At 54.1% G+C, this 23,615-nt stretch carries 22 protein-coding genes and 1 pseudogene; 13 read left to right on the forward strand and 10 right to left on the reverse strand.

What is annotated here, in order from left to right:
• Position 1: 1 nt before the first annotated feature.
• Positions 2-274, reverse strand: coding sequence for a sigma factor (locus tag KNP83_RS00555; protein ID WP_214759116.1), 273 nt, complete (start codon positions 272-274; stop codon positions 2-4).
• 166 nt (positions 275-440) lie between these two features.
• Positions 441-656 (reverse strand): hypothetical protein, encoded by a 216-nt coding sequence (locus KNP83_RS00560; RefSeq protein ID WP_214754404.1) that lies wholly within the window; start codon positions 654-656, stop codon positions 441-443.
• A 129-nt stretch (positions 657-785) separates the two neighbouring features.
• Between KNP83_RS00560 and KNP83_RS00565 the strand changes: the two genes are divergently transcribed.
• The 4 genes from KNP83_RS00565 (at position 786) to KNP83_RS00580 (ending at position 3,273) form a co-directional block, all read left to right on the forward strand.
• Positions 786-1,019 (forward strand): WYL domain-containing protein, encoded by a 234-nt coding sequence (locus tag KNP83_RS00565; protein ID WP_214759118.1) that lies wholly within the window; start codon positions 786-788, stop codon positions 1,017-1,019.
• Positions 1,016-1,216, forward strand: a complete 201-nt coding sequence (locus KNP83_RS00570; protein ID WP_214759120.1) for a helix-hairpin-helix domain-containing protein — start codon at positions 1,016-1,018, stop codon at positions 1,214-1,216. The genes KNP83_RS00565 and KNP83_RS00570 overlap by 4 nt, the downstream gene beginning before the upstream one ends.
• A gap of 155 nt (positions 1,217-1,371) precedes the next feature.
• Entirely contained in the window at positions 1,372-2,832 is a 1,461-nt protein-coding gene (locus KNP83_RS00575; protein ID WP_214759127.1) for a UDP-N-acetylmuramoyl-L-alanyl-D-glutamate--2,6-diaminopimelate ligase, read from the forward strand.
• Between the two features lie 96 nt (positions 2,833-2,928).
• Entirely contained in the window at positions 2,929-3,273 is a 345-nt protein-coding gene (locus KNP83_RS00580; RefSeq protein WP_021065964.1) for a YflT domain-containing protein, read from the forward strand.
• A gap of 60 nt (positions 3,274-3,333) precedes the next feature.
• On the opposite strand, the gene KNP83_RS00585 is transcribed toward KNP83_RS00580, so the two are convergent.
• Positions 3,334-4,329, reverse strand: coding sequence for an MDR family oxidoreductase (locus tag KNP83_RS00585; RefSeq protein ID WP_214759129.1), 996 nt, complete (start codon positions 4,327-4,329; stop codon positions 3,334-3,336).
• A gap of 146 nt (positions 4,330-4,475) precedes the next feature.
• On the opposite strand from KNP83_RS00585, the gene KNP83_RS00590 reads away from it, so the two are divergent.
• Positions 4,476-4,907 (forward strand): hypothetical protein, encoded by a 432-nt coding sequence (locus KNP83_RS00590; protein WP_214759131.1) that lies wholly within the window; start codon positions 4,476-4,478, stop codon positions 4,905-4,907.
• A gap of 19 nt (positions 4,908-4,926) precedes the next feature.
• Here the strand turns inward: KNP83_RS00590 and KNP83_RS00595 are convergent, their stop codons facing one another.
• The 6 genes from KNP83_RS00595 to mgtE form a co-directional block, all read right to left on the reverse strand.
• The gene (locus tag KNP83_RS00595) at positions 4,927-5,133 is read right to left on the reverse strand and encodes a hypothetical protein (RefSeq protein WP_214759133.1); all 207 of its coding nucleotides are present in this window, start codon (positions 5,131-5,133) and stop codon (positions 4,927-4,929) included.
• An 88-nt stretch (positions 5,134-5,221) separates the two neighbouring features.
• Positions 5,222-5,926, reverse strand: coding sequence for an SDR family NAD(P)-dependent oxidoreductase (locus KNP83_RS00600; RefSeq protein WP_214759141.1), 705 nt, complete (start codon positions 5,924-5,926; stop codon positions 5,222-5,224).
• 11 nt (positions 5,927-5,937) lie between these two features.
• A complete protein-coding gene (locus KNP83_RS00605; RefSeq protein ID WP_214759143.1) occupies positions 5,938-6,327 on the reverse strand; it encodes a GNAT family N-acetyltransferase in 390 nt (129 codons plus the stop codon).
• Positions 6,324-7,352 (reverse strand): serine hydrolase domain-containing protein, encoded by a 1,029-nt coding sequence (locus tag KNP83_RS00610; protein WP_214759150.1) that lies wholly within the window; start codon positions 7,350-7,352, stop codon positions 6,324-6,326. The genes KNP83_RS00605 and KNP83_RS00610 overlap by 4 nt, the downstream gene beginning before the upstream one ends.
• Before the next feature lie 108 nt (positions 7,353-7,460).
• Positions 7,461-9,242, reverse strand: a complete 1,782-nt coding sequence (locus tag KNP83_RS00615) for a solute:sodium symporter family transporter (protein WP_214759151.1) — start codon at positions 9,240-9,242, stop codon at positions 7,461-7,463.
• A 144-nt stretch (positions 9,243-9,386) separates the two neighbouring features.
• A complete protein-coding gene (gene mgtE / locus KNP83_RS00620; RefSeq protein WP_214759153.1) occupies positions 9,387-10,745 on the reverse strand; it encodes a magnesium transporter in 1,359 nt (452 codons plus the stop codon).
• Between the two features lie 341 nt (positions 10,746-11,086).
• Between mgtE and arcA the strand changes: the two genes are divergently transcribed.
• The 8 genes and pseudogenes from arcA (at position 11,087) to cydC (ending at position 22,754) form a co-directional block, all read left to right on the forward strand.
• A complete protein-coding gene (arcA, locus tag KNP83_RS00625) occupies positions 11,087-12,316 on the forward strand; it encodes an arginine deiminase (protein ID WP_214761584.1) in 1,230 nt (409 codons plus the stop codon).
• A gap of 16 nt (positions 12,317-12,332) precedes the next feature.
• Positions 12,333-13,361 (forward strand): ornithine carbamoyltransferase, encoded by a 1,029-nt coding sequence (argF, locus tag KNP83_RS00630; RefSeq protein WP_214759155.1) that lies wholly within the window; start codon positions 12,333-12,335, stop codon positions 13,359-13,361.
• A 160-nt stretch (positions 13,362-13,521) separates the two neighbouring features.
• Positions 13,522-14,890, forward strand: a pseudogene (gene arcD, locus KNP83_RS00635) (arginine-ornithine antiporter).
• Between the two features lie 15 nt (positions 14,891-14,905).
• Positions 14,906-15,868: a carbamate kinase gene (gene arcC, locus KNP83_RS00640; protein ID WP_214759164.1), complete on the forward strand. Its 963-nt coding sequence runs from the start codon at positions 14,906-14,908 to the stop codon at positions 15,866-15,868.
• A gap of 178 nt (positions 15,869-16,046) precedes the next feature.
• Positions 16,047-18,389, forward strand: a complete 2,343-nt coding sequence (locus KNP83_RS00645; RefSeq protein WP_214759171.1) for a glycoside hydrolase family 31 protein — start codon at positions 16,047-16,049, stop codon at positions 18,387-18,389.
• 117 nt (positions 18,390-18,506) lie between these two features.
• The gene (locus KNP83_RS00650) at positions 18,507-19,190 is read left to right on the forward strand and encodes a Crp/Fnr family transcriptional regulator (protein ID WP_214759179.1); all 684 of its coding nucleotides are present in this window, start codon (positions 18,507-18,509) and stop codon (positions 19,188-19,190) included.
• A gap of 127 nt (positions 19,191-19,317) precedes the next feature.
• Positions 19,318-21,042, forward strand: a complete 1,725-nt coding sequence (gene cydD, locus KNP83_RS00655; RefSeq protein ID WP_214759194.1) for a thiol reductant ABC exporter subunit CydD — start codon at positions 19,318-19,320, stop codon at positions 21,040-21,042.
• Positions 21,039-22,754 (forward strand): thiol reductant ABC exporter subunit CydC, encoded by a 1,716-nt coding sequence (cydC, locus tag KNP83_RS00660; protein ID WP_214759203.1) that lies wholly within the window; start codon positions 21,039-21,041, stop codon positions 22,752-22,754. The genes cydD and cydC overlap by 4 nt, the downstream gene beginning before the upstream one ends.
• 245 nt (positions 22,755-22,999) lie before the next feature.
• On the opposite strand, the gene KNP83_RS00665 is transcribed toward cydC, so the two are convergent.
• On the reverse strand, positions 23,000-23,524 hold the full coding sequence (locus KNP83_RS00665; protein WP_021065981.1) for a hypothetical protein: 525 nt from the start codon (positions 23,522-23,524) through the stop codon (positions 23,000-23,002).
• Positions 23,525-23,615: the final 91 nt, after the last annotated feature.

The following is a 23,615-nucleotide window of genomic DNA, read 5'->3' on the forward strand; positions in this document are numbered from 1 at the left end:
CTTAAGCACTCGAGACTAGACGTAGCGCTGCCGTCTCCACACGTTCGAACAAATGTGTTTTCAGACGATGGGTCGTTAAATCGAGCGGTAGACGGTGCTTCCAAAGCTCGGTGAACACCTCGGATAGGACGGCCTCGGCCAAGTCGGCTCGTGTCGTCAAGCGGAGGGCGAGCGAATATAGGATGCGCTCATAACGGTCGTAAAGCAGTTCGAGCGCGGAAGTGTCGCGGTTTAACATGCGTGCGTATAAATCATGATCGGATACGAATGACATGGTGGACTCCTTTTGAAATGAGACGATCTCGTGGTTGAGTTAGGGGCAAATGACGTAACCTTTTTATTTCACTTATGGGGCAAACGTAAACGGTTACTTGTTGATTCGAGCACATTCAAAAAAAGCCAACGTTCCGCGGATAGGCAGAACGTTGGCTTTTTTGGAGTCAAAACGACGTATAACAGTGCGGACATGTCTGGGTATTGCCACCGGACCGTTTGAACGTTTTCTTACAGTTCGGGCATGTGACGGTCTCGGTGTCTTGGCCGAACAAGCTGCCGCGGTTGAATAACACATTTCTTAAATTCGGCAAGGCTTTGGCGGCATAAATCATGGAAAAGAATAAGACGATGGCCAGGACGGCCAATAGCAAATAGGTCATATCGGGTATCTCCCTTTCTCGAAACATTCGTTTCTTCTAGCATACGTGAAATCGTTGAAACACACACCTCTAAAGTGGAATTACGAACAAATGTTCTGTATACTAAAAGTAACAAAGGAGGGAGATTGGATGAGACAAGAAGTCATGCGTTGGATGCGGAATGGGCGAGTCGTGGAAATGATGTATATCGATCGGAACGGGGTCATCTCGAAACGGCGGGTCAAGCTGATGAAGCTGCAAGGCGATCGACTCGTCGCCTGGGATATGAATAAACAGGCCCGTCGGACATTTTGTATGGATCGTGTCCTCGCCTGTCTCCCGACGATTGAACGAGCTAAAAGACGAGAGGAGGGAATCGGATGACGCCACTTCCGAAATGTTCGGCCCCGGCCGAGCGGGCGCTGCAGGCCGCCTATATCGATACGCTCGAACAGTTGGCCACCTATACGAAACGAGAGATTGCGGCCTTGCATGGAGTCGGACCGAGTGTGCTACGAATCTTGGAAACCGCGCTTCACGAGCAAGGACTTCGGTTCACCGACAGCGAAATACATTCCTAGTCCCGTCCCGGACTAGGAATTTTTTGGTTGGGCGATTGTATTGCACGTAAAAAGGGAAGTAATATATTTGTCATCTCCATTACAGCCTAATATCTAGTACCATGACGATAAGGTTTGCGAACCTAGCGACACCCATGAGAAAGGAAGTACACAGCATGAGGACGAAACGTTTATCCGCCATTCTAGGAAATGAGATGGATGACATCGAACGCGATCCATGGGTGACCGGAATTGAGACAGATTCCAGAAAGGTCAGTCCAGGGAATTTATTTATCTGCATCCGCGGCTATACGGTGGACGGACATGAATTCGCTGAGGACGCCGTCTCCAAAGGAGCGGTTGCTGTCATCTCGGAATACCCGCTTGACCTTGAGGTGCCGAACCTTGTCGTCGCGGATACGAAGCGGACAGCCGGCGTGGTGGCCAGTGCCTTTTATGACCATCCCTCACATCGGATGCGCATTTACGGTGTCACCGGTACGAACGGGAAGACGACGACCGCGACATTGACATATGATTTATTTCGTCTGTCCGGCCGACCGGTCGGAATTGTCAGCACGATTGGAGCACGTTATAAAGATCAAACATTGAGCACACCCAATACGACGCCTGAAGCCGTCGTCTTGCATCGCTTGCTGGCCGAGATGGCCGATGCCGGCGTGACCGATTGTGTCGTCGAGGTCTCCTCGCACGCGATGATGGAAGGACGCGTCGAGGGAGTCCGTTTTCACGCGGCGGCGTTCACGAACTTGACGCACGACCATTTGGATTACCATCGCTCGATGGATGAGTATGCCCGGGCCAAAGCTCGATTGTTCGAACAAGTCGAGACGACGGACGGTGACGCCATCGTGTTGAACGCCGAAGACCCGGCCAGCAAGACGATGGCCGCGTTCGCCCCGACGCGTCGGCGCATCATGTACAGCACGCATGCGGACGTGCCGGCTGATATTCAAGTCATCTGGCATGATCAGACAGTAGTCATCAAAATGAATGCCTTGACGATTGAGGCCCCGGTCCGCTTCATGGGCGCCTTCAATGCCGCCAACTTGGCGGCGGCCATCGGTCTCGTCTCGACATCGGAACTGATGCTGCGTTCCATCATCGCCAACGTGCCGGGACTTACGCTTCCGAAAGGGCGGCTCGAACGACTTAATACGGAAGACGCCGAGATTTATCTCGATTATGCCCATACGCCGGATGGTCTCGAGAAGTGTCTGTCGACGCTTCAGCAAGGGGAGCGCGAACTCGTTGTCGTCTTGAGTGCGGCGGGCGACCGTGACCCGACCAAACGGGCCGAGATGGGTCGCATCGCGAGTCGTTATTCGAACGATTTGATCGTGACGGTCCACGACGTGCGCACGGAAGACCCGAAACAAATCATCGACGGGCTACTTGAAGGGATCGACGCAGACACGCACTATGTGACGTTCGAGGAACGACGGGACGCCTTGCGCCACGCAGCCCAACAAGCGCTCGTCGGCAAACGGATCGTCGTCGTCGGAAAAGGGCATGACCACGTCGAACGCGTCGGTCGAGAGTCGATTCCGTTCAACGAATCGGACATCTTGCTCGATGAATTAAAAAAATTGAAGGGCCAAGAACCGGCCGTTTAACGAAACGATGACAGTTGTCATCGTTTTTTAATGTGTAAAATTTGAAGAAGAAGGTAATAACTCTTAATGTAACGCTATCGAAGGAGGAGAACAGTCATGTCAGTTTTGTACAAAGAGTTTACAAATGATGAAGAAGTCGTGACCGCCATTCAATCGATGAAAGCGAAAGGGATTGAGGACAAGCACATTTATGTCATCACCCACGATGATGACCGGACCGACCGTGTGGCCGATAACGCCGACGCGAATACGGTAACGGCATCAGACGTCGGCCTGGGGACGGCCGCGAAAAACTTGTTCCGTAAAAAAGGAGACGAGCTCCGAGCGCAGTTCGAACAGCTCGGTTTCTCATCGACCGAAGCGGATCAACTTGAGAAGAAATTAGACCAAGGCAAGGTGATTGTCGTCGTCAAAGACGCACCAGCCGGCTTCACGTTATAAGTCCACCACCATGGAGAATACAGAGACAGGGCTGAATCGAAGGATTCAGCCCTGTTTGTATTAGTCGTGGATGCGGACGACGGTCCGGCCGCTCAGTTCACTGCGCATCATCGCCTCGGCGTGGCGAGGGACGTCATGGAGCGGAATCTCATGGACCATATGGTTCAGTACGCGGGTATCGACGAGCTCGTGGAGCCGCTCCCACGCTTTCGCGCGACGGGCGATCGGCTGCATGACCGAATCGATACCGATGAGCCGGACGCCTCGTAGGATGAACGGATAGACCGTCGTATGGAGTTCATGGCCACCGGCGAGTCCGCATGCGACGACCGTCCCTTCATAGCGTGTTCGGCTGAGGATATTACCGAGCGTCTCGCCTCCGACCGAGTCGATGGCGGCATCGAACCGCTGTTCATCCAGCGGTCGGGCCGGTCCTTCGAGTTCACTTCGGGCCATCACGTTCTCGACACCGAGATCGCGCAAATACGCCGGGTCTTGTTTACCGGTCGAGGCGATCACATGATAGCCAAGCTTGTGGAGCAAGGCGATGGCAAAACTGCCGACCCCGCCGGAGGCACCGGTCACGAGCACTTCTTGACCGGGATGCACACCTTCGTGTTCGAGCGCCTCGACAGCGAACATGGCGGTAAGTCCCGGCGTGCCGATCGTCATCGCATCGCGCATCGCCATGCCTTTCGGTAATTTGATAAGCCAGTTGCCCGGGACTTGGGCGTAACGGCTGAAGCCACCGAAATGTCGTTCGCCGATGCCGAAACCGGTCGCGATGACCTCGTCGCCGGCTTTGAAATCGAGATGGTCGGATTCAACGACCTTCCCGACGAACTCGCAACCGGGGATGAACGGATAGTGACTGACGATTTTGCCGGACCCCGTCAGCCCGAGGGCATCTTTGTAGTTGAGCGCCGAATAATGGACCTCGACGAGGACGTTGCCATCTTCTTCTCTCGGCAGGGCGTCGAGTTTGACGTCGGTCACCGTGGAATGGAGACGGTCGTCTGTCTTGTCGAGGACGAGTGCTTGAAATGAGTCGTTCATAGTCAATTGGCCCCTTTCGCGGATACGTATTCTATTCCTTTGTTATCATTCCCCACCTGCCAAAATATATACACGAATGTTTCGTTCTAACAGGGAGTGAAATGGTACAATGAAAGAGATTCAACTAGAGTGAGGAGGAATGAAGCATGCGGCACGACGACTATGAGTTTGATGAAGAAGTAGAAGAAGGCGAATTGTTCAACGTATACGACATTCTGCCACCGGATGGCACCATTCTTGAGATGGCTACGGCTGAAGAGATGGTCCGTGCGGCGGAGCTTGAGGCGACGCATAATGCGCTTGAGCGAATCCAAGACTCAAACTTCCAGTTGTCAGGGATCACTTTTAAAGAGTTGCTGGCAGAGTTCGAACTATTTGAGCAAGAATCGATGGAATTCTGGACAGGCGTGTATAGCCGATTGCGCATTCCATGGGCATGGACGATTCGAATCGACGTGGCCAACGGTCCGATTCACGTCGTCAATGACCGCGACATCTTCATCGACGAAGCAGACTTCGAAGAGTATGATTTCGAAGAATACGAGGACGATGATTACGAAGACGAAGACAATCAATGAATCCAAAAACGTCTTTCCCTCATTCAGGGAAAGACGTTTTTTTGTGGTCGAGGAATGAGGCGCGGATGCGTGTCAGTTCCGTCGCCCCGAACCAAAGCCCGACCCCGCACAGGACGGCGACACCACTCACTAACGCACCGACGATGGCGGTATCTCCAATCATCGTGAACGACAGCGCCAGGCTGAACAATCCAAAAAATAATAATCCTCCTGCAATCGTCTTCATGACCAAGTCACCCTTTCTTATTTCGTCTGCCTTTAGTGTAGGCGGTCCAACGAGAAAAGGGTGACTGAATTTTATACCAGGTCAAAAATCAAGCGAGGTCATATACGGAATACGTCTTGCCATTCTCAAATGGCGTGTCTAACAAGTGTTCCGCGAAGATGCGGGCGACCGTCTCCGGGGTGCGCAACCGCCCTTCTGTCACGTAGGAACGAAACTGTTCCACGTCGCGGAACGCGTCTTCTGACGAGGCCCGGATGCTTGCCTGCATCGCGGTATCCATCACGCCCGGATTGAACAAGGCGACCTTGTCATTCGTACCGGTCAATTCTAGGGCGACCGTCTCCGTGAAATGGTCGAGCCCGGCTTTCGTCGCGCAATAGGCACTCCAGCCCGAGATGGGGCGTTTGGCGGCCCCGGAGGTCACATGGATGAGCGAGACGGGCAGGTCGTACGCGAGCACTGCGTTCGTCAAGAGCATCGGAGCGAGCAGGTTGGCTTGGACGTGGGCGATGAGTTGCGCGGCATCCAGTTGGCCGGCCCGGTGAATCGGTTCAATCAAGGCTGCATTTTGGACGACGAGCAAGGATGTCGCCGTCTCGAGGAGCGGCTTCACGTGCTCGAGCGCGTGGAGCGTACTTGTCGGATCCGATAAGTCGACCTCGACGTGGCGGAACGTGGCATCGGTCGCCTGCGTCCGTGAGAAGTTGACGACCTCATAATTCCGGTTCAATAGTTCTTCGGCGATGGCACGGCCGAGACCGCGTGACGCACCGGTCACGATGGCTAGTTTCATCAAGATTCCTCCTATTCGTGAATCGTCTTGCGGAACCCGTAAAACGGGCGGAAATTCAATTTCTCGTAATACGTGTGCGAGGAAGCGCTCGCGAGCATTTCGAGCCGTGTCTCAGGGTAGAGCGCATGGACGTGCGACAGCAACCGTTCGCCAATTCCGAGGCGACGGTGTGAGGCCGCAATGAGCAGTTCGCACACATACAGGCTCACGGTCGTGTCGGTCAGCCCACGCACGTAGGCGACGACCTGTCCCGTGTCTGACTCGACGACATAGGCGACATTCGATTGCCGCCACGCTTTCCGTGTCAGTTCGTCTTGGCGGATGAGTTGATGCCATCCCTCCGCTTCATTCAACGCTTGAATCTGTTCGAAGTCACGTTCTTCGTATGGGCGGATGTTCATGAAGACACACCTGCTTTCATTTCAATGGCTTTCATCATATCGAACGCGCCGTCCGATTCGTTGGAACAGACGACCGAGATGGTTTCGGTGGCCGGATAATAAGCGGAATGGAAGCTGACGCCGGGATCGTAGCCCATGACATGATATTTGAATACGTGTCGATTCGATTCCAGTTGAATCCACAGACCGTAGCCATAATGTGTTCCTTTGTCGTTCACCTTTATATGAGGTGTGAAGAGCCGTGATGTCATCTCTTCACCAAGGAGACGGTGGCCGAGCAACGCGCTCCACAGGTTGGCCATATCTCGTGCCGTCACGAACGCGCCGCCATCCGCACCGCCTTTGACGGGAATCGAATAGTGGTTCGTCCGCCATGAGCCGTCCGCGTTGTCGATATACCCGAGCGCCGTGTTTGCCGGCAGGGCGTCGAGGGAGAAATATCCGGAAGCGGTCATGCCGGCCGGTTTGAACACGAATCGTTCGATATAGTCCGAGAAGGTCAATCCGCTCGCTTGTTCGACGATAAGGCCGAGCAGGATATAGCCGGCATTATTGTATTGGAACACGCCGCTTTCTTGTCGCATCGGTTCGTGTTGGAACATCGGGAGGAAGTCACGTAGCTGCCTGATGTGATACATCGGGCGCGTCCGCCACAAGTCCTCGAAATCGTCCATGACCGACTCGTCGAAATAGTCGGGGATGCCGGACGTATGAGTGAGTAGCTGTTCGACCGTGACGGACGGATCGAACGTCGGAAAATCGATGGGGAGGCATTCGCTGAGCGTCGATGTGAATGCCACCTTGCCCTGTTCGACGAGCTGGCAGATAGCGATTGCCGTGAACAGCTTGCAACCCGAGGCGATGCCGAAGCGGGTCGACGTTTGATGTTCGATTTGTTCCGCGCGATTCGCATAGCCTTGTTGACGTTCGAATAGGATATCGTCTTGTCGCATGACGAGTGCCGATCCGGAGAAATCAGGTTTGATAGGAAGGTCAGCAAAGTGGTCGTCCAAAAGCTTGTTCATCGGGCACCTCCGAAGGATTGTCTAGTGTGTCAAGCATAGCACATGGCCCATCGATCCCTAACCACGCAAAAAAAATGTCTCCTCCGTCATCAACGGAGGAGACGCGGTTTATTCACCAATCGCAGGTCGATCCTGTTCTTCTGTCGTACCAAGATTCGTCAAGTAAGCCTCGTATTTCGGAAGCCAATAGCGATAGGACGCCCAAACGAGACCACCCGTCACAACGAATAAGGCGATGGTCGCCGGCCAGAACCAGCTCGAGACGATTCCGTCCGCATAGGCGAGGCCGATTGGCGAGAAGACGAAGTAGACGAAAATCATCGACGCGACAAGAAGAATCGACGTTGAAATCGCATGACGCCATGGTTTGACGCGGCCGAGGTCGATGCGAATCGGCTTGATGCGCTGCATCGGTCGCACTTTTGCGAACACGAGCATGATGGCCGTCTCGAGGACGAACAAGATGCCGTAAATGTGAATGAAATTGATGCCGAGGTCGAAACCGAACCATTGTTTCGTTCCCCAGACGAGGAAGTAGTAGGTGACGACGTGGAAACCGATGACGAGTTTCGCGGCAATCGGCGGTACGCGCTTCACAAGCATCCCGATTAAGACGATGACGAGAATCGGGATGTTGAAGAAGCCGGTGAACCGACGAATCAAGTCCCAAAGGCCGTCCGGTGCATACATCAAGTTCGGAGCGACGAAGAACGAGACGAGTGCGACGAACGTCCCGAACCATTTGCTGACGCGAATCAAGTCTTTGTCCGACGCGTCCGGCTTGAACTTCGGTTTATAAATATCGAGCACGAACAGTGTGGCGATACTGTTCAGCAACGAGTTGAACGAACTGAACACGGCGCCGAGCAAGACGGCGAGGAAGAAGCCCATGAGCCACATCGGTAACAAGTCGGCAATCAAGCTCGGATAGGCGAGGTCCGCCTTATCGACGTTCGTGCCGTACAAATGGAACGCGATAATCCCAGGGAGCAACATGAAAATCGGGACGAGCAACTTCAAATAACCAGTGAAGAGCACCCCTTTTTGTCCTTCGGCAAGGTCACGCGCGCCGAGCGCCCGCTGGATGACGTATTGATTGAGCGCCCAATAAAACAAGTTCGCGAAAATCATCCCTGTGAAGATGGACAAGAACGGGACGGAGTCGTTCTCGGAACCGATCGCGTTCAGTTTTTCCGGATTCTCGGTCGCAATCGTCTTCATCCCGTCGACGAGATTGCCGTCACCGAGCGCGAGGAAGCCGAGCGTCGGGACGAGGAAACCGATGATGATTAAGCCGATCCCGTTCAACGTATCGGAGACGGCGACGGCGCGGAGTCCGCCGAAAATGGCGTACACGGCACCGATGATTCCGATGAACCAAATGACGAGCCATAGTGACTGCTCGAAGCTGATTCCGAGCAACTCCGGTACGTCAAACAGTTGCAGGACGGCCAATCCACCGGAATAGAGCATCGATGGAATCGTGACGCACATATAGCCGAACAAGAATAACAGGACGGTCAAGCGGCGGACGTCCTCATCATACCGTTGGCTCAAAAATTCAGGGATCGTGGAAATCCCGATTCCGAGAAAGCGCGGGAGTAAAAAGAGCGCCATGATGATGGCGGCGATTCCGGCAGTGACTTCCCACGCCATGGCCGACATGTTGCCGGCGAACGATTGCCCGTTCAAGCCGATCAACTGCTCAGCTGACAAGTTCGTCAATAAGAGCGACCCGGCGATAAAGATGCCGGTCAGCCCTCGTCCGGCCAAGAAGTAGTCGTCGGCACTCTCGACTTTCCCTTTCGTCATGCGATAAGACACGTAAGCGACAAGCCCCATGAATAGAGCCCCCGTAATTAATATGTAAATAACTTGTTGAATGGTCAACGACAATCCCTCCTTCAACTTCTTCTTATTTATAAGTACTTTTGATAAATACCCTTCACGAAGTATGATTATTTCCCGTTTTCTCTTTTGTAAAAGAACTGTAACAAACCTCACAACAAAAAAAGACACCCAAGAAGTCAGGTGTCAAAAAAAGCGGAGCAGCGAAGTCGCAACCGTGAAATAAATGAGTAAGCCAAGATTGTCGACGACCGTCGTGATGAACGGACCCGACGCGACGGCCGGGTCGAGTTTCAATCGATTGATGAGTAGCGGAACGAGCGTCCCGACGATGGTCGCCACGCTGAGCGACGCGAAGATCGACAGACCGACGATCATACCGATCAACGCACTGTCATAGAGGACGGTGATGACGCCGAAGATGACGGCCATACAGGCGAGACCGAGCAACAGCCCCGTCCCGAACTCACGGCGAATCATCTTCAACACGTTCTTCCGATTGATTGTCCCGAGCGCGATTGAACGGACGGCGACGACGAGAGATTGGGTCGCAGCGTTACCGGCTGAACCCATGACGAGCGGCATGAAGACGGCGAGCAAAACGATCGTCTCGAGCGTGTCCTCGAAGCCGCCGATTGTCGACGCGGTGATCATCCCGAGAAACATGAGGCTGATAATCCACGGCGCTCGCTTCATCGCCGCCTCGACCGGTCCCATGTTGATGTCGGACGATCCCTTCGTCGCCGACAGTTCTTCAAAATCCTCGGTCGTCTCGCGTTCGATGACGTCCATGACATCATCAACCGTGATAATCCCGAGCAGATGGTCCTCGCTGTCGATGACAGGCAAGGCCAGTAAGTCATATTTCTGAACGGTCCGGGCCAAATCTTCTTGGTCGGCGAGAACGTGGGCCGATACGACGCGCCGGCCCATGATATCCGCGATTTGCACATCGAGCGGAGAGACGATCAAGTCCCGGAGTGAGACGACACCGACGAGCCGTCGATTCGCATCGATGACGTACAAGTAGTAAATCGTCTCGGCTTCCGGTCCAAGCTCACGCAAGTCTTCAAGCGTCGCGCCGACGGTCTTATCCGCCTTCAACACGATGAACTCGGTTGTCATGATGGCACCGGCCGTATCGTCCGGATAGCGCATCAAGTCTTTGACCTCGGTCGCTTCGGTCTCGTCCATCAACTCGAACAGTTCGTTCATGAAGTCGTCGGGGAGTTCGGTCATCAAGTCGGCGGCGTTATCCGAGAACATGTCGTTCAACACACGCACGGCGAACGGGCGCGGCATCTCTTGAATGAACTGTTCCTGTTCATCGAGCTCAAGCTTTTCAAACAAGTCGGTGAACGCTTCCGGGGATAGCGCCTCGTAGACGAACTCACGGGCCGGACGTTCGAGTTCGATGAACAAGTCGGCCTGTTCACCAGGGTGGAGGGTGAGGAACACGTCGCGGAAATCGACCGGGTCTCCTTTTTGAATGAGCGCTGTCACTTGAGCTTCGTGACGGGCGCGTTCTGTACGTTCGATTGCCATCGACTCACTTCCTTTTCACATCATTTGTCTATATTATGTCACGACTTCAAGGGGGCTCAAACAAAATTAAAAAAACGTTATGAATTTTTTTCACAATCTATACATCATGTATACAATGTATCCCCTCGATTCGAGGGCCCACACCGTTTCTCAAGTGATTGTTCATTCATGTCATGTCATGGTCTATGCACTTTTTGTGGAATTCACCACAGTCCAACCGTCGGACTTGCCCTTCTCGGATTTGGGTAAGTTGATAATGTAAGGGTAGCAACACACCCGAATCACAAGGAGGAAGCGAGATGATATCGATGACGGATCAACAAACCGCACGGGACACGACGCTGAAACATCCGATCCACGTGTATTCAGAAATTGGGGAACTCAAGACCGTCCTCTTGAAACGTCCAGGACGCGAATTAGAGAACCTGACACCAGAATATTTGGAACGACTCCTTTTCGACGACATTCCACATCTTCCGGTCATTCAAAAAGAGCATGATTACTTTGCGAGCGTGCTCCAAAATCGCGGCGTCGAAGTGCTCTATTTAGAAAATTTGATGGCCGAGACGCTGTCCTTGCCAGGGGTGCGCGAACGTTTCGTCGCCGATATCTTGTCAGAGTCGAAGTCGAATATTAACGGTTCGTACGAAACGCTGAAAGAATATTTACTTGCCTATGACAATGAAAAGTTGATTGAAACCGTCATGGCCGGGATTCGAAAATCCGAGATTAAGCCCGAGAAACGGCGTCATTTGCACGAGATGATTGAGGACACGTATCCGTTCTATCTCGACCCGATGCCGAACTTATACTTCACGCGTGACCCGGCCGCAGCCATCGGCAACGGACTATCGATCAACCGGATGAAAGAACCGGCGCGCCGGCGTGAATCATTGTTCACGCAATACATTATGCGTTACCATCCACGATTCGCGAAACACGACATCCCGATTTGGTCGGATCGTGACTACCGCTTCGCAATGGAGGGTGGGGACGAGCTCGTCTTGTCGAAAGAAGTCGTCGCCATCGGGATTTCTGAACGGACGACGGCCCAAGGGATTGAGCGGGTCGCGCTCAACTTGTTGAAAAACGGCGGCACGTTCAAGAAAGTCATCGCCATCGAGATTCCGAAGTCACGTGCGTTCATGCATCTCGATACGGTCTTCACGATGGTCGACCATGACAAGTTCACGATTCATCCGTTCATCCAAGGGCCAGGAGGCAAGATGAACATTTTTGAACTGACGTTGAACGCTGAAGGCGAACTTCACATCACACAACATACGGATTTGTTGAACGTGTTGAAAGCCGCACTCGGTCTCGATGAAATCGTTTTAATCCCATGTGGGGGCGGGGACCCGATTGCGGCGGCCCGCGAGCAATGGAACGATGGGTCGAACACGCTCGCCATCGCCCCAGGGGTCGTCGTCACATATGACCGCAACTACGTCTCGAACGAGTTGCTCCGCTCCGAGGGCGTCGAAGTCATCGAAATCATGTCGAGTGAACTATCGCGCGGCCGTGGGGGCCCACGCTGTATGAGCTGTCCGATCATCCGCGAAGACATTTAACGAGGAGGAAACGAGCATGTCCACAACGTACAACTTTGATTTGAAAGGTCGTCATTTTCTATCATTGAACGATTTTTCAGGAGACGAGTTGAACTATTTGATTGATCTATCGGCCGCCTTCAAGCGTCAAAAGCAACAAGGCGTCCCGCATCGAATCTGTGAAGGGAAGAACGTGGCGCTGTTGTTTGAAAAACCCTCGACCCGGACGCGCTGTGCGTTCACCGTGGCGGCCATCGATCTCGGCATGCATCCGGAATACCTCGGGAAATCGGATATCCAGTTCGGCAAAAAAGAATCGGTGCGCGACACGGCCATCGTACTCGGCCGCATGTTCGACGGGATTCAGTTCCGTGGCTTCGCCCATGAGACGGTCGAAGGATTGGCCAAAGATTCCGGTGTGCCGGTATGGAACGGGTTGACGGACTTATATCATCCGACTCAAATCTTGGCCGACTTCTTGACCGTCAAAGAACAGAAAGGTGAACTGTCTGGCATTCGCTTCGTCTATGTCGGCGATGGACGCAACAATATGGGCAACACACTCTTAATCGGTGGGACCAAAGTCGGGATGGATATGCGCATTTGCGCGCCGAAATCGCTCTGGCCGTCAGAAGAGGTCGTCGATTTTGCCCGTTCGGTCGCGGCCGAGACAGGGGCGAAGATCACGTTGACCGAGAGTATCGAGGAAGCGGTCGCCGATGCCGATGTGATTTACACCGATGTGTGGGTGTCGATGGGCGAAGAGGCCGAGTTCGCTGAACGCATCAAGCTGCTCCACCCGTACCAAGTGAACATGGACATGCTCATGAAGACGAATAATCCGGACGTCATCTTCCTACATTGTCTGCCGGCCTTCCATGACTTGGAGACCGAGGTCGGTCGAGCCATCTATGCCGAATATGGTCTGACCGAGATGGAAGTCACGGACGAGGTGTTCCGGAGTCGTCATTCCTTCGTCTTTGATCAGGCAGAGAATCGGATGCACACGATTAAAGCCGTGATGGCGGCGACGCTCACCGATACGAACGAATGGCTTGAACGCTGACGGACGGGAGGGGTCTCCTCTCCGGTTCGTACTAAACGAAAAGGATGAGTCAATGTCTACGAAAATAGCGCATGACTCAAGTGGAACGGCTGGCGTACAACCGGAGAAATAGGATCGACGATTAGGGCTCGGGGCGTTGACGGCACTCGTCGTCGGTTCGATGATTGGCGGTGGCGCCTTCAACTTGGCGGCCGATTTGGCCCAAGGCGCGAACGCAGGGGCGATTTTGATCGGGTGGGTCATCACCGGGATTGGGATTATCGCACTCGGTCTCAGTTTTCAAAATTTGACGATGCGTCGTCCAGACCTCGATGGCGGGGTGTACAGTTACGCCCGGGCCGGCTTCGGTCAGTTCATGGGGTTCAACTCGGCGTGGGGCTACTGGTTGTCCGCATGGCTCGGTAACGTCGCCTATGCGACACTCCTGTTCAGTTCAATCGGTTATTTCTTCCCGATCTTCGAAGGCGGTCAAAACATCGCCTCCATCATCGGCGCTTCGATTATGCTGTGGCTCGTCCATTCGCTCATTTTACGAGGCATCCATGAAGCACCCATGATCAACATCATCACAACGATTGCGAAACTCGTGCCAATTTTTTGCTTTCATCACCATCACCTTATTCTTCTTCAACCTCGACAATTTCATGTTCGATTTCTGGGGCCAGGGCGGTTTCTCCTGGGGTAGTGTGAGAGACCGGGTCGTCTCGACGATGCTCGTCACACTATGGGTGTTCATCGGGGTCGAAGGGGCGGTCGTCTTGCCCGGACGGGCCCGCAAGCGCTCGGACGTCGGGAAAGCGACGGTGATCGGGTTGCTCGGAACACTCGTCATCTATCTGCTCATCTCGGTCATGTCGCTCGGCCTCATGAATCCAGAGAACGTGGCGAACGCCTCGCAACCGGCGATGGCGTACTTGCTCGAGTCAGCGGTCGGACCGTGGGGCGCGATGCTCATCAACGGTGGCCTCGTCATCTCTGTCCTCGGGGCATGGCTCGGCTGGACGTTACTGGCCGCCGAGATTCCATTCGTCGCCGGAAAAGACGGCGTGTTCCCAAAATGGTTCACGAAAGAGAATAAGAACAGTGCGCCGGCCAATGCGCTCTGGCTTACGAACGGGTTGATTCAATTGTTCCTCTTCACGTTCCTGTTCTCGGATGCGGCGTATAATTTCGCCTTCTCGCTCGCCTCGAGCGCCATCTTGATCCCATACGTCTTCTCAGCCTTCTATCAAGTCAAAGTCGCGAAGAACGGAATCGGCTACAATGCCGGCGAACGCCGGACGCGTGACCTCATCATCGGAGCCGTCGCCTCGATTTACGGGATTTGGCTCATCTACGCGGCCGGAATCGACTATCTGCTCTTGACGACCTTACTGTATGCATCAGGGACGTTGCTCTATATCAAGGCGCAGCGTGAGAACGGCATCAAGACGTTGATGAAGACGGAGTGGATTGTGGCCGGTGTCTTGACCGCACTCGCCATCTTGGCCGTCGTGCGCATCGTCTCAGGAAACATCTCAGTCTTTTGATCGGGGGAAACCAATATGCGGAATAAACGAGTAGTCATCGCACTAGGTGGAAATGCGATTCAACAAGGAAAAGATGCGACGGCCGAGGCTCAAATTCGAGCCGTCGAGGCGACGGCTGAATCACTGGCCGCGCTTGTCGCCGAAGGCATTGAGGTCATCATCACCCATGGGAACGGGCCGCAAGTCGGAAATTTGATGTTGCAACAGGCCGCATCAGACAGTCCGGCGACACCGGCTTTGCCACTCGACGTCTGCGGGGCGATGACGCAAGGGATGATCGGCTATTGGTTTGAGAACGCCCTCACGAAAGCACTGAGAGCACGTGGTCTAGAACGTTCGGTCGCACCAATCGTCACACGGTCGGTCGTCGACCCGAACGATAGTGCCTTTAGTCACCCAACGAAACCAATCGGTCCTTTCTATGACGAGGTGGAAGCGCAACAAATCGAACGGACGACGGGTTACGTCTTTAAAGAAGATGCGGGCCGCGGTTATCGTCGCGTCGTCCCAAGCCCGTTTCCAGTCGCGATTCTTGAGCATGCGGTCATCCGTGACCTCGTCGCCCATGAGCACATCGTCGTCGCCTCTGGCGGTGGCGGGATTCCCGTCATCGATACACCAGAAGGCTACGTCGGTGTCGAGGCGGTAATCGATAAAGATTTCGCCGCTGCGAAACTCTCCGATCTCGTCGATGCCGACATGCTTCTCATTTTGACGGCTGTCGAGCACGTGTTCGTCGATTTCGGCACACCGTCGGCACGGGCGCTCGAGGAGACGACGAAAGAACAACTCGAGACGTATATCGCCGAAGGCCAGTTCGCACCGGGCAGCATGTTGCCGAAAGTTCGGGCCGCCATCCAATTCGCCGAATCAGGCCAGGACCGGGTCGCCGTCATCACGTCGCTTGAGCAAGCGCTGGCGGCGGTCCGAGGCGAAGTCGGGACGCGCGTCCGCCTCGCCGCGACGCTCCAACAATAAGTACGAAACCGCAGATGTCCGCGTCTGCGGTTTTTTCCTGAAATGGTATCTCGTCGTTTTTTATGGCCCGACATGGGGAAGGGAAGTTGTATGTCGATTTAGACATTGTTATCATCGTTAGTGTAAACGTTTGCACTATCTAGAAGGGAAGTGACGAAGAGCGGGAACGCTTGAGATTATGCGTCTATTTGAAGAGGAGAACGTCTATACGCAACAAATGAAACCGCAGGCAGAGAATCGGGCGATCGTTCAAGGGAGCTGTTACCGCTTCACGGTATTGACGAGCCAACTGATTCGGATGGAATATGCAGAGGACGGGGTATTCGAGGACCGGCCGACCCAAGTCGTGTTTAACCGGTCGTTCGACGTACCGGACTATCGCGTCATCGAAGATGAGACGGAGCTGCAAATCATCACGGAACACGTCCACTTGTATTACACAAAAGGACCGTTCGCGCCAAACACGCTCTATGTCGACGTAAAAGGGAATTTCAGTACGTATTATAGCCGCTATACGTTCAACGGCCCGGAACGGACGTTGAAAGGGACAGCCCGGACGCTCGACCATGTCGACGGGGCGACCGAGCTCGAGGAAGGCATCGCCTCGAAGCAAGGCTACGCCGTCATCGATGATTCGAACTCATTTATCATGACGGAAGACCGTTTCGTCGAACCGCGACGCAAAGGCATTCATGACTTGTATTACTTCGGTTACGGCCACGAGTATAAACGGGCGCTTCGGGACTTCTACCAATTGACGGGACCAACGCCGCTCTTGCCGCGAAAAGCACTCGGCAACTGGTGGAGCCGCTATTGGCGTTACGATGAGACGGAATATAAAGAGCTCATGCGCCGTTTCAAGTCAGAAGACATCCCGTTCTCGGTCAGTGTCATCGACATGGACTGGCACGTTACCGATATCCCGGAAGAGTACGGGAGCGGATGGACCGGTTATTCATGGAATAAGAATCTCTTTCCGGACCCGAAAAGCTTCTTGACGTGGCTCAAGCAAGAGGGACTGCTCGTCACGTTGAACTTGCATCCGGCTGACGGCGTACGGGCGTTCGAAGATCAATACGCAGCGATGGCAGAAGCGATGGGACTCGACCCATCTCACGGCGACCGCATCCCGTTCGACTTTTCTGATAAACGTTTCATTCAAGCCTACTTTGAGCAGATGCATCATCCGCATGAAACAGACGGTGTCGATTTTTGGTGGATTGATTGGCAACAAGGCTCGACGTCGAAAATGGAGGGGCTCGATCCGCTCTGGATGTTGAACCACTATCACGCGGCCGACATCGCCCGGGATGGCAATCGTCCACTCATCTTCTCTCGTTACGCCGGGCCGGGCAGTCATCGCTATCCGGTCGGTTTTTCGGGGGACACGTTGATTTCGTGGGCGTCGCTGGCGTTCCAACCGTACTTTACAGCGACGGCGACCAATATCGGTTATGGCTGGTGGAGCCATGACATCGGCGGTCATTATCGCGGTTCGAAAGATGACGAGCTGGCCGCACGCTGGGTCGCCTTCGGCGTCTTCAGTCCGATCATGCGGTTGCACTCGACGTTAAGTACATTCAACGGCAAAGAGCCGTGGCGCTTCGGACTCGAGGCCGAGCGGTCGATGAAGTCGTTCCTTCGGTTGCGTCATCAGTTGATTCCTTACATCTACACCATGAACTGGAGGAACCATGCGGGCGCCTTGCCACTCGTCTTACCGATGTACTATGAGCATCCGGATGAAGACGTGGCGTACGAGGTACCGAACGAGTATTACTTCGGCAGTGAACTCATCGTCTCTCCAATTGTCGAACCGATGAATCGACAGCTCCACGTGGCGGCGACGAACGTCTGGCTACCGAAAGGTGACTGGTTCGACTTCTTTACCGGTCATCGCTACAGCGGGGACAAATCGGTTCGGGTGTTCCGTGGGCTCGAGGATCAGGCGGTGTTCGCCAAAGCCGGCGCCATCATCCCGATGGCACCACATCATTCCGGTCGAAACGACACCGACAACCCGGCCGATTTGGAAGTGCTCGTCTTCCCGGGTGCCTCGAACACGTTCACGCTCTATGAAGACAATGGGACGGACCGCGACTATGAGACAGGTGCCTACGCTGAGACGACGTTCACGCTCGATTGGACAGAGCGTAAGCTCCATATCCAAGTGACAGGTGACCGTTCTGTGTTGCCGGATGAACGGAACGTCACACTGCTCCTTCGAGGAGTGACGGGATCCGGCGAATATAAGCGGGAGACACAGACGTTGCGTCTTGAACTCGGTACGATTGACGAGGAGCTGACGGTGGAGCTCCCTGTCGACGTGACGGCGAACGACCATCGTCTCGACCGGTTGTATCGGTTCTTGGACCGCGCCGAAATCTCATACGATTTGAAAGACCGGTTGTACCGATCAGCCGCCGCGAAGACAAGGCTTGAGGCATGGCTGTTCGATTTGCACGCGCTCGAACTCGACCGCGACCTGCAAGATGCGATGATGGAGTTGATGTTAGATTGAACAAGAGGGGGGAGACCCTCTCTTTTTTCTGTCAGAAAATCGTCGGATTTTGCAAACGTTTTCATAAATAGGCACTTTACAATGAATAGAGAGGCAAGTTGGATTGGAGGGTTCAACATGAAACCAAAATGGACGATAGACGATTTGAGACAGCTTGATGTGTTCGCCAAATGTGCCACACGAGAGTTCGAGGCGCTGTTGCCGCACGTGTATTGCCGGACGTATCGGAAAGGTCAGCTCTTGTTCATGGAGGGAGATCCCCGGGAACGGGTCTATTTCTTGATTAGCGGTTACGTGAAACTCGAACGCTGCAACGAGACGGCGACCCATCAATATGCGGACTATTTGAAACCGAAGCAACTGTTCCCGTATCGCGGCTTGCTGACGGAACCGTACTATCAACATTCGGCCGAGGCGTTGACCGATATCGAAGTCATTTACATGCCGACCGACCATTTTGAACAACTCGTCTCGCGGAACGCCTCGATGTTGCTCCATATCGTCGGGCAGATGAACCGGATCCTCGACTTGCACGAGCGCCGTGTCCAAGACATCATCACACCGAGTGCGACCGATTGCGTACTCAACACGATTCATTATTTGATTGAAGACCTCGGGGAACCGGAAGCGATGGGCGTCCGTGTCCGTTGTCCGTTCACGACGGTGGAGATTTCGCGCTTGTCGGGCACGTCGAGAGAGACGGTATCGCACATCTTATCGCGATTGCGAAAAGATGTGCTCCAATTCGATGCGCGACAATTGATCATCGGGCATCCTGAATATTTCGAACAGTCGCTTTGATGACGCCATGTGCTGGACGTGGCGTCTTTTGCATGTTTAGCTAAGCGAAGCGTTCGCCTTGGAAGGGTGCATCAGGTATAATTAGTGAGAATCCTCACAAAGAAAAGTTTCCTTACTGATAGAAAGGATGAACGCAGTGAAACGACTGCAAGCTCTTGCTTTAGCAGAAAAACGTCATATCATCGGACTCGTCGTCGCGGCAGTGATGATCGGGTTATCGATTTTGGCGCAAGCTTATTTAATTGTCGACATTGTCGATCAAGTTTTCTTAAAAAATGCATCGTTTGAAAGCATCGTTCCGACGCTCGGTTGGCTCATCCTCGCGCTCATTACACGAGCGGGTTTCGGCTACATGTCGGGGAGGATTGGAGCGAGCCTGTCAGAGAAAGCGAAACGGTCACTCCGACTGCAATTGCTCGACCGCTATACGTCGAACCCGATTGAGACGTCACTATCCGGACAATCCGGGAAAAAGGTGAGCGTGTTCATGGACGCAGTCGACGAGGTCGATGCCTACTTCAGCCAATATTGGCCGCAAGTCATTCAAACATCGGTTATTCCGCTCCTCATTCTCGTCGTCGTCTTCAGCCAACATTGGATCTCGGGCGTCATCATGATGGTGACGGCTCCGTTCATCCCAATCTTTTTCATCATCATCGGGATTGCGACCCAGAAGAAGTCGGAACAACAGATGGAGAAAATGAATCAGTTCTCCGGCAAGTTTTTGGATGTGTTGCAAGGACTGACAACACTCAAACTATACGGTCGGACCGAGCGCGAGGCACAAGCGATCGAAAAGAGCAGTCTCGATTTCCGTGACGCGACGATGGTCGTCTTGAAGACGGCGTTCTTATCGGGTCTCATGCTCGAATTCATCTCGATGCTCAGTACGGGCGTCGTCGCCCTCGAAGTGGCGCTCCAAATGGTCGTCTGGGAGAACTTGACGTTCTTCTCTGGCTTTTTGATTCTCGTCTTGGCCCCGGAATACTATTTGGCGATTAAAGACCTCGGTGGTGCGTTCCACACCGGACGCGGCAGCATGGGAGCAGCCGATCGCATCTTTGAGGCGCTCGACGCACCGGATGAACGTTTGACATGGGGCGACCGGCCATTGACGAGCCAGACCCCTGACCTCGAGCTCGACGCCGTCTCGTTCGCCTATGAAGGCGGACGTTTCACGTTGCATCCCTTGAGTGGCGTGATTTCCGCTGGTGCCCATGTGGCGCTCGTCGGGGCGAGCGGGTCTGGAAAGACGACCGTTTTGAACGTGTTGTCCGGACTCGTCAAACCGGACAGTGGACGTGTCCTCGTCGACGGGGAGCCACTCGCGACGTACACGGATTCGTCATGGTATGACACAATCGGGTACATCTCACAAAATCCGTATCTGTTCGCCGGTACCGTTGCCGATAATATCGCCCTCGGGGAAGCGGCCGACGAGGCAAACATCCTCAAAGCCGCGAACGCGGCCGGACTGAACGATGTCATCGCGCAATTGCCGAACGGCGTTCATACCGAGCTCGGTGAAGGCGGTTATGGATTGTCCGGGGGCGAACGACAACGGCTCGCCTTGGCCCGTGCCTTCTTCAAACGCCCGGGCATCATCTTGTTCGATGAACCGACGACAGGTCTCGATTTAGTAACGGAGCAAATCGTTCGACGCTCGATTGAGGAGTTGTCGCGCGAGGCGACGCTCGTCACGGTCGCGCATCGGTTGCATACAATCAAGCAGGCGGATGCGATTTGGTTCATGGATGATGGAAAACTCCTCGCCCAAGGCACGCATGACGAACTGCTCGACGTTCCGCAATACGCTGACTTGTTCACGCTACAGAAAGGGGTGAGAGGATGAACTCACTTTGGACGATCACGAAATGGATGATGCGCGAGAAGAAAGATATCATCCTCTCGATCTTCTTTGGGTACGTGGCTGGGATCGCGGCCGTCGCCTTGTTCGCGGCGAGCGGCTATCTCGTCTCACGGGCCGGTCTCGTGCCGCCGCTCTACGCGCTCATGGTGCCTGTCGTCTTGATTAAATTGTTCGGTGTGATTCGGGCGAGTGCGCGTTATCAAGAGCGCCTTGCCTCGCACCGGGCGACGTTCACGATTTTGAGCGAGTTGCGAGTGCGGTTTTATCGCCAGCTCGAACCGCTCGTGCCGAGCATCTTTGCCAAGTATCGCAGTGGGGATTTGCTCGCTCGTGTCGTCGGTGACGTCGAGAGCCTGCAAAACTACTTTTTACGGGTATTCTATCCGCCGATTATCTTGGTGCTCGTCTTCTTGAGCACGATTTTCTTCGTCACGTACTTCTCGATGTGGGTCAGCCTCTGGATATTGTTCGGTGTGTTCGTGACCGGCTTCTTGATTCCGGCGTTCTTCGCCCGAATCCGTGCCAAACACGACCGCGAGTTGCGTGCTTTACGGGGTGACTTGTCGAGCGGAATGACAGAGATGATGTACGGCTATCGCGATCTATTGCTCCATCATCAGCTCGGACGGACGCGCGATGAGTTGCTCGAACAGAGCGACCTTTACGCCGAAGCCCAGAAGCGGGATGTGACGAATCAATTTTTCAACTCGTCACTTGTTGTGGCGGCGTCGCTGCTCGTCTCGTGGGGCGTTCTCGCCATCGGAGCGTATCTCGTCGTCGACGGCGAATTGAACGGTCTATTTTTGGCGATGCTCATCATGATGTCGCTCACCGCGTTTGAGAACGCGACACCGATGGCGGTCTTCCCGGGCCACTTTGCCGACAGCAAACAAGCGGCAGGCCGACTGCTCGAAGTCGTCGAGCCGAGTGAAGCAATCGTCGCGGCCGAGACCGCGCGCACGGACATAGCGCTCGCGTCAGCGCCGGACGTCGTGTTCGAGCGTGTGACCTATCGCTACCCGGATACGTACCGCGACGTTTTGAGCGACGTGGATGTGACGTTACGAAGCGGGACGAAGACGGTCATCGTCGGGCCGAGCGGTTCTGGGAAATCGACGCTTCTGCAACTGTTGCTCGCTTTCGTCAGACCCGATGCCGGTGAAATCCGATTGGATGGACAGCGGTTGGACGATGTGACCCAAGCATCGGTTTGGCGGGAAGCCAGCGTCGTCTTGCAGGAGAATCACTTCTTCTTCGGGACGGTGCGGGAGAACTTGGCGCTCGCCGGAGAGTTCACCGATGCTGACATGGAAGTTGCGCTCGCGAGCGTCCGGCTCGGCTTCTCGCTCGATGAACCGGTCCTCGAGAAAGGGGCGAACTTGTCGGGCGGGGAACGGCAACGGCTCGCCATCGCCCGGGCGCTCCTGAAGAATGGGGTGCTCTGGATTCTCGATGAAGCGACATCGGCCCTCGACGCTCGGACTGAAGCGGACGTGTTCGCTGAAATCTTCCGTCAAGCCGATGAGGCGACGCTCGTCATGGTCAGCCATCGCCTGAACGGGCTCGAACGCTTCGATCACATCATCGTCATGGAAGGCGGCCGCGTCGTGGAGACCGGAACGTATGATGAATTGATGCGGTCCCGTGGCGTCTTCTATGGATTGAAACAAATCGAGCAAGATATTTTCGCATGAAAAAACGAGCGGCTCCGTCGGAGAGCCGCTCGTTTTCTTATTGGCAAATTTGGGTGCAACAAATGGGGGTTGTCGCATTGCTTTCAAAAAGAGTGTCGTGGAGGGGAATCCACGTGACGTAATGGTTTGGGGAACGGTTACGTCAAGCTTTTGGGAGCTACATCTAGAGTATAAGTGATAACGATTCTCATTGTCAATTAGAAAATGATACAAAAAACCGCAACCAATTCAGGTTGCGGTCGGTGTCAGCTTGACGTCACGCCTTTACGGAACGTGAAGCGAATCAGGCTGAACAAATAGCGGATATAGAACAGCGCGAACGCATAAAATACAGCGATGGCGGATGCGCCGAGTTCAACACCTGGAATGTTCATCAAGAACTCGAGGATGAGAATCGACAGCAAGAAGATGTAGAGGCCGGCGTCGAGATAAAGCGGCATCAATTTGCCGCGCTGATGCCAGAACGTCCGGACGAGCGGTGCGACAATCATCCCTATGATGCGTTCCGCGAACCCAATGCTCAGTACGGAAATCATGAACGCGGCGACCGTCTCGAACGAGACGAGCTCTGAGAATGCGAACATGGAGATGAGCAAGAGCGGGCCGATGAAAATCATCATCGAGAGTGACGTGCGTAAAAAGATAAACAAGTTCCGTTTCATCGTGTCGACTCCCCCGAAGAGCGACTGGCGGAACGTCTTGCCACGTTGATAGTCGAGGATGAACGATCCCACAAACATCAAACCGAATAGTGATAACAATACTGTCATGAAATGTGTTTCCCCTTTTTCTGTCCAAATCTATGATCAACTGTAAGAATCATCGAATCAAAGTCTAGCCTAGTGTACCGATTCACTAGTT

The sequence above is a fragment of the Exiguobacterium sp. s146 genome, assembly GCF_018618415.1.
In the GTDB taxonomy this organism is placed as follows: domain Bacteria; phylum Bacillota; class Bacilli; order Exiguobacteriales; family Exiguobacteriaceae; genus Exiguobacterium.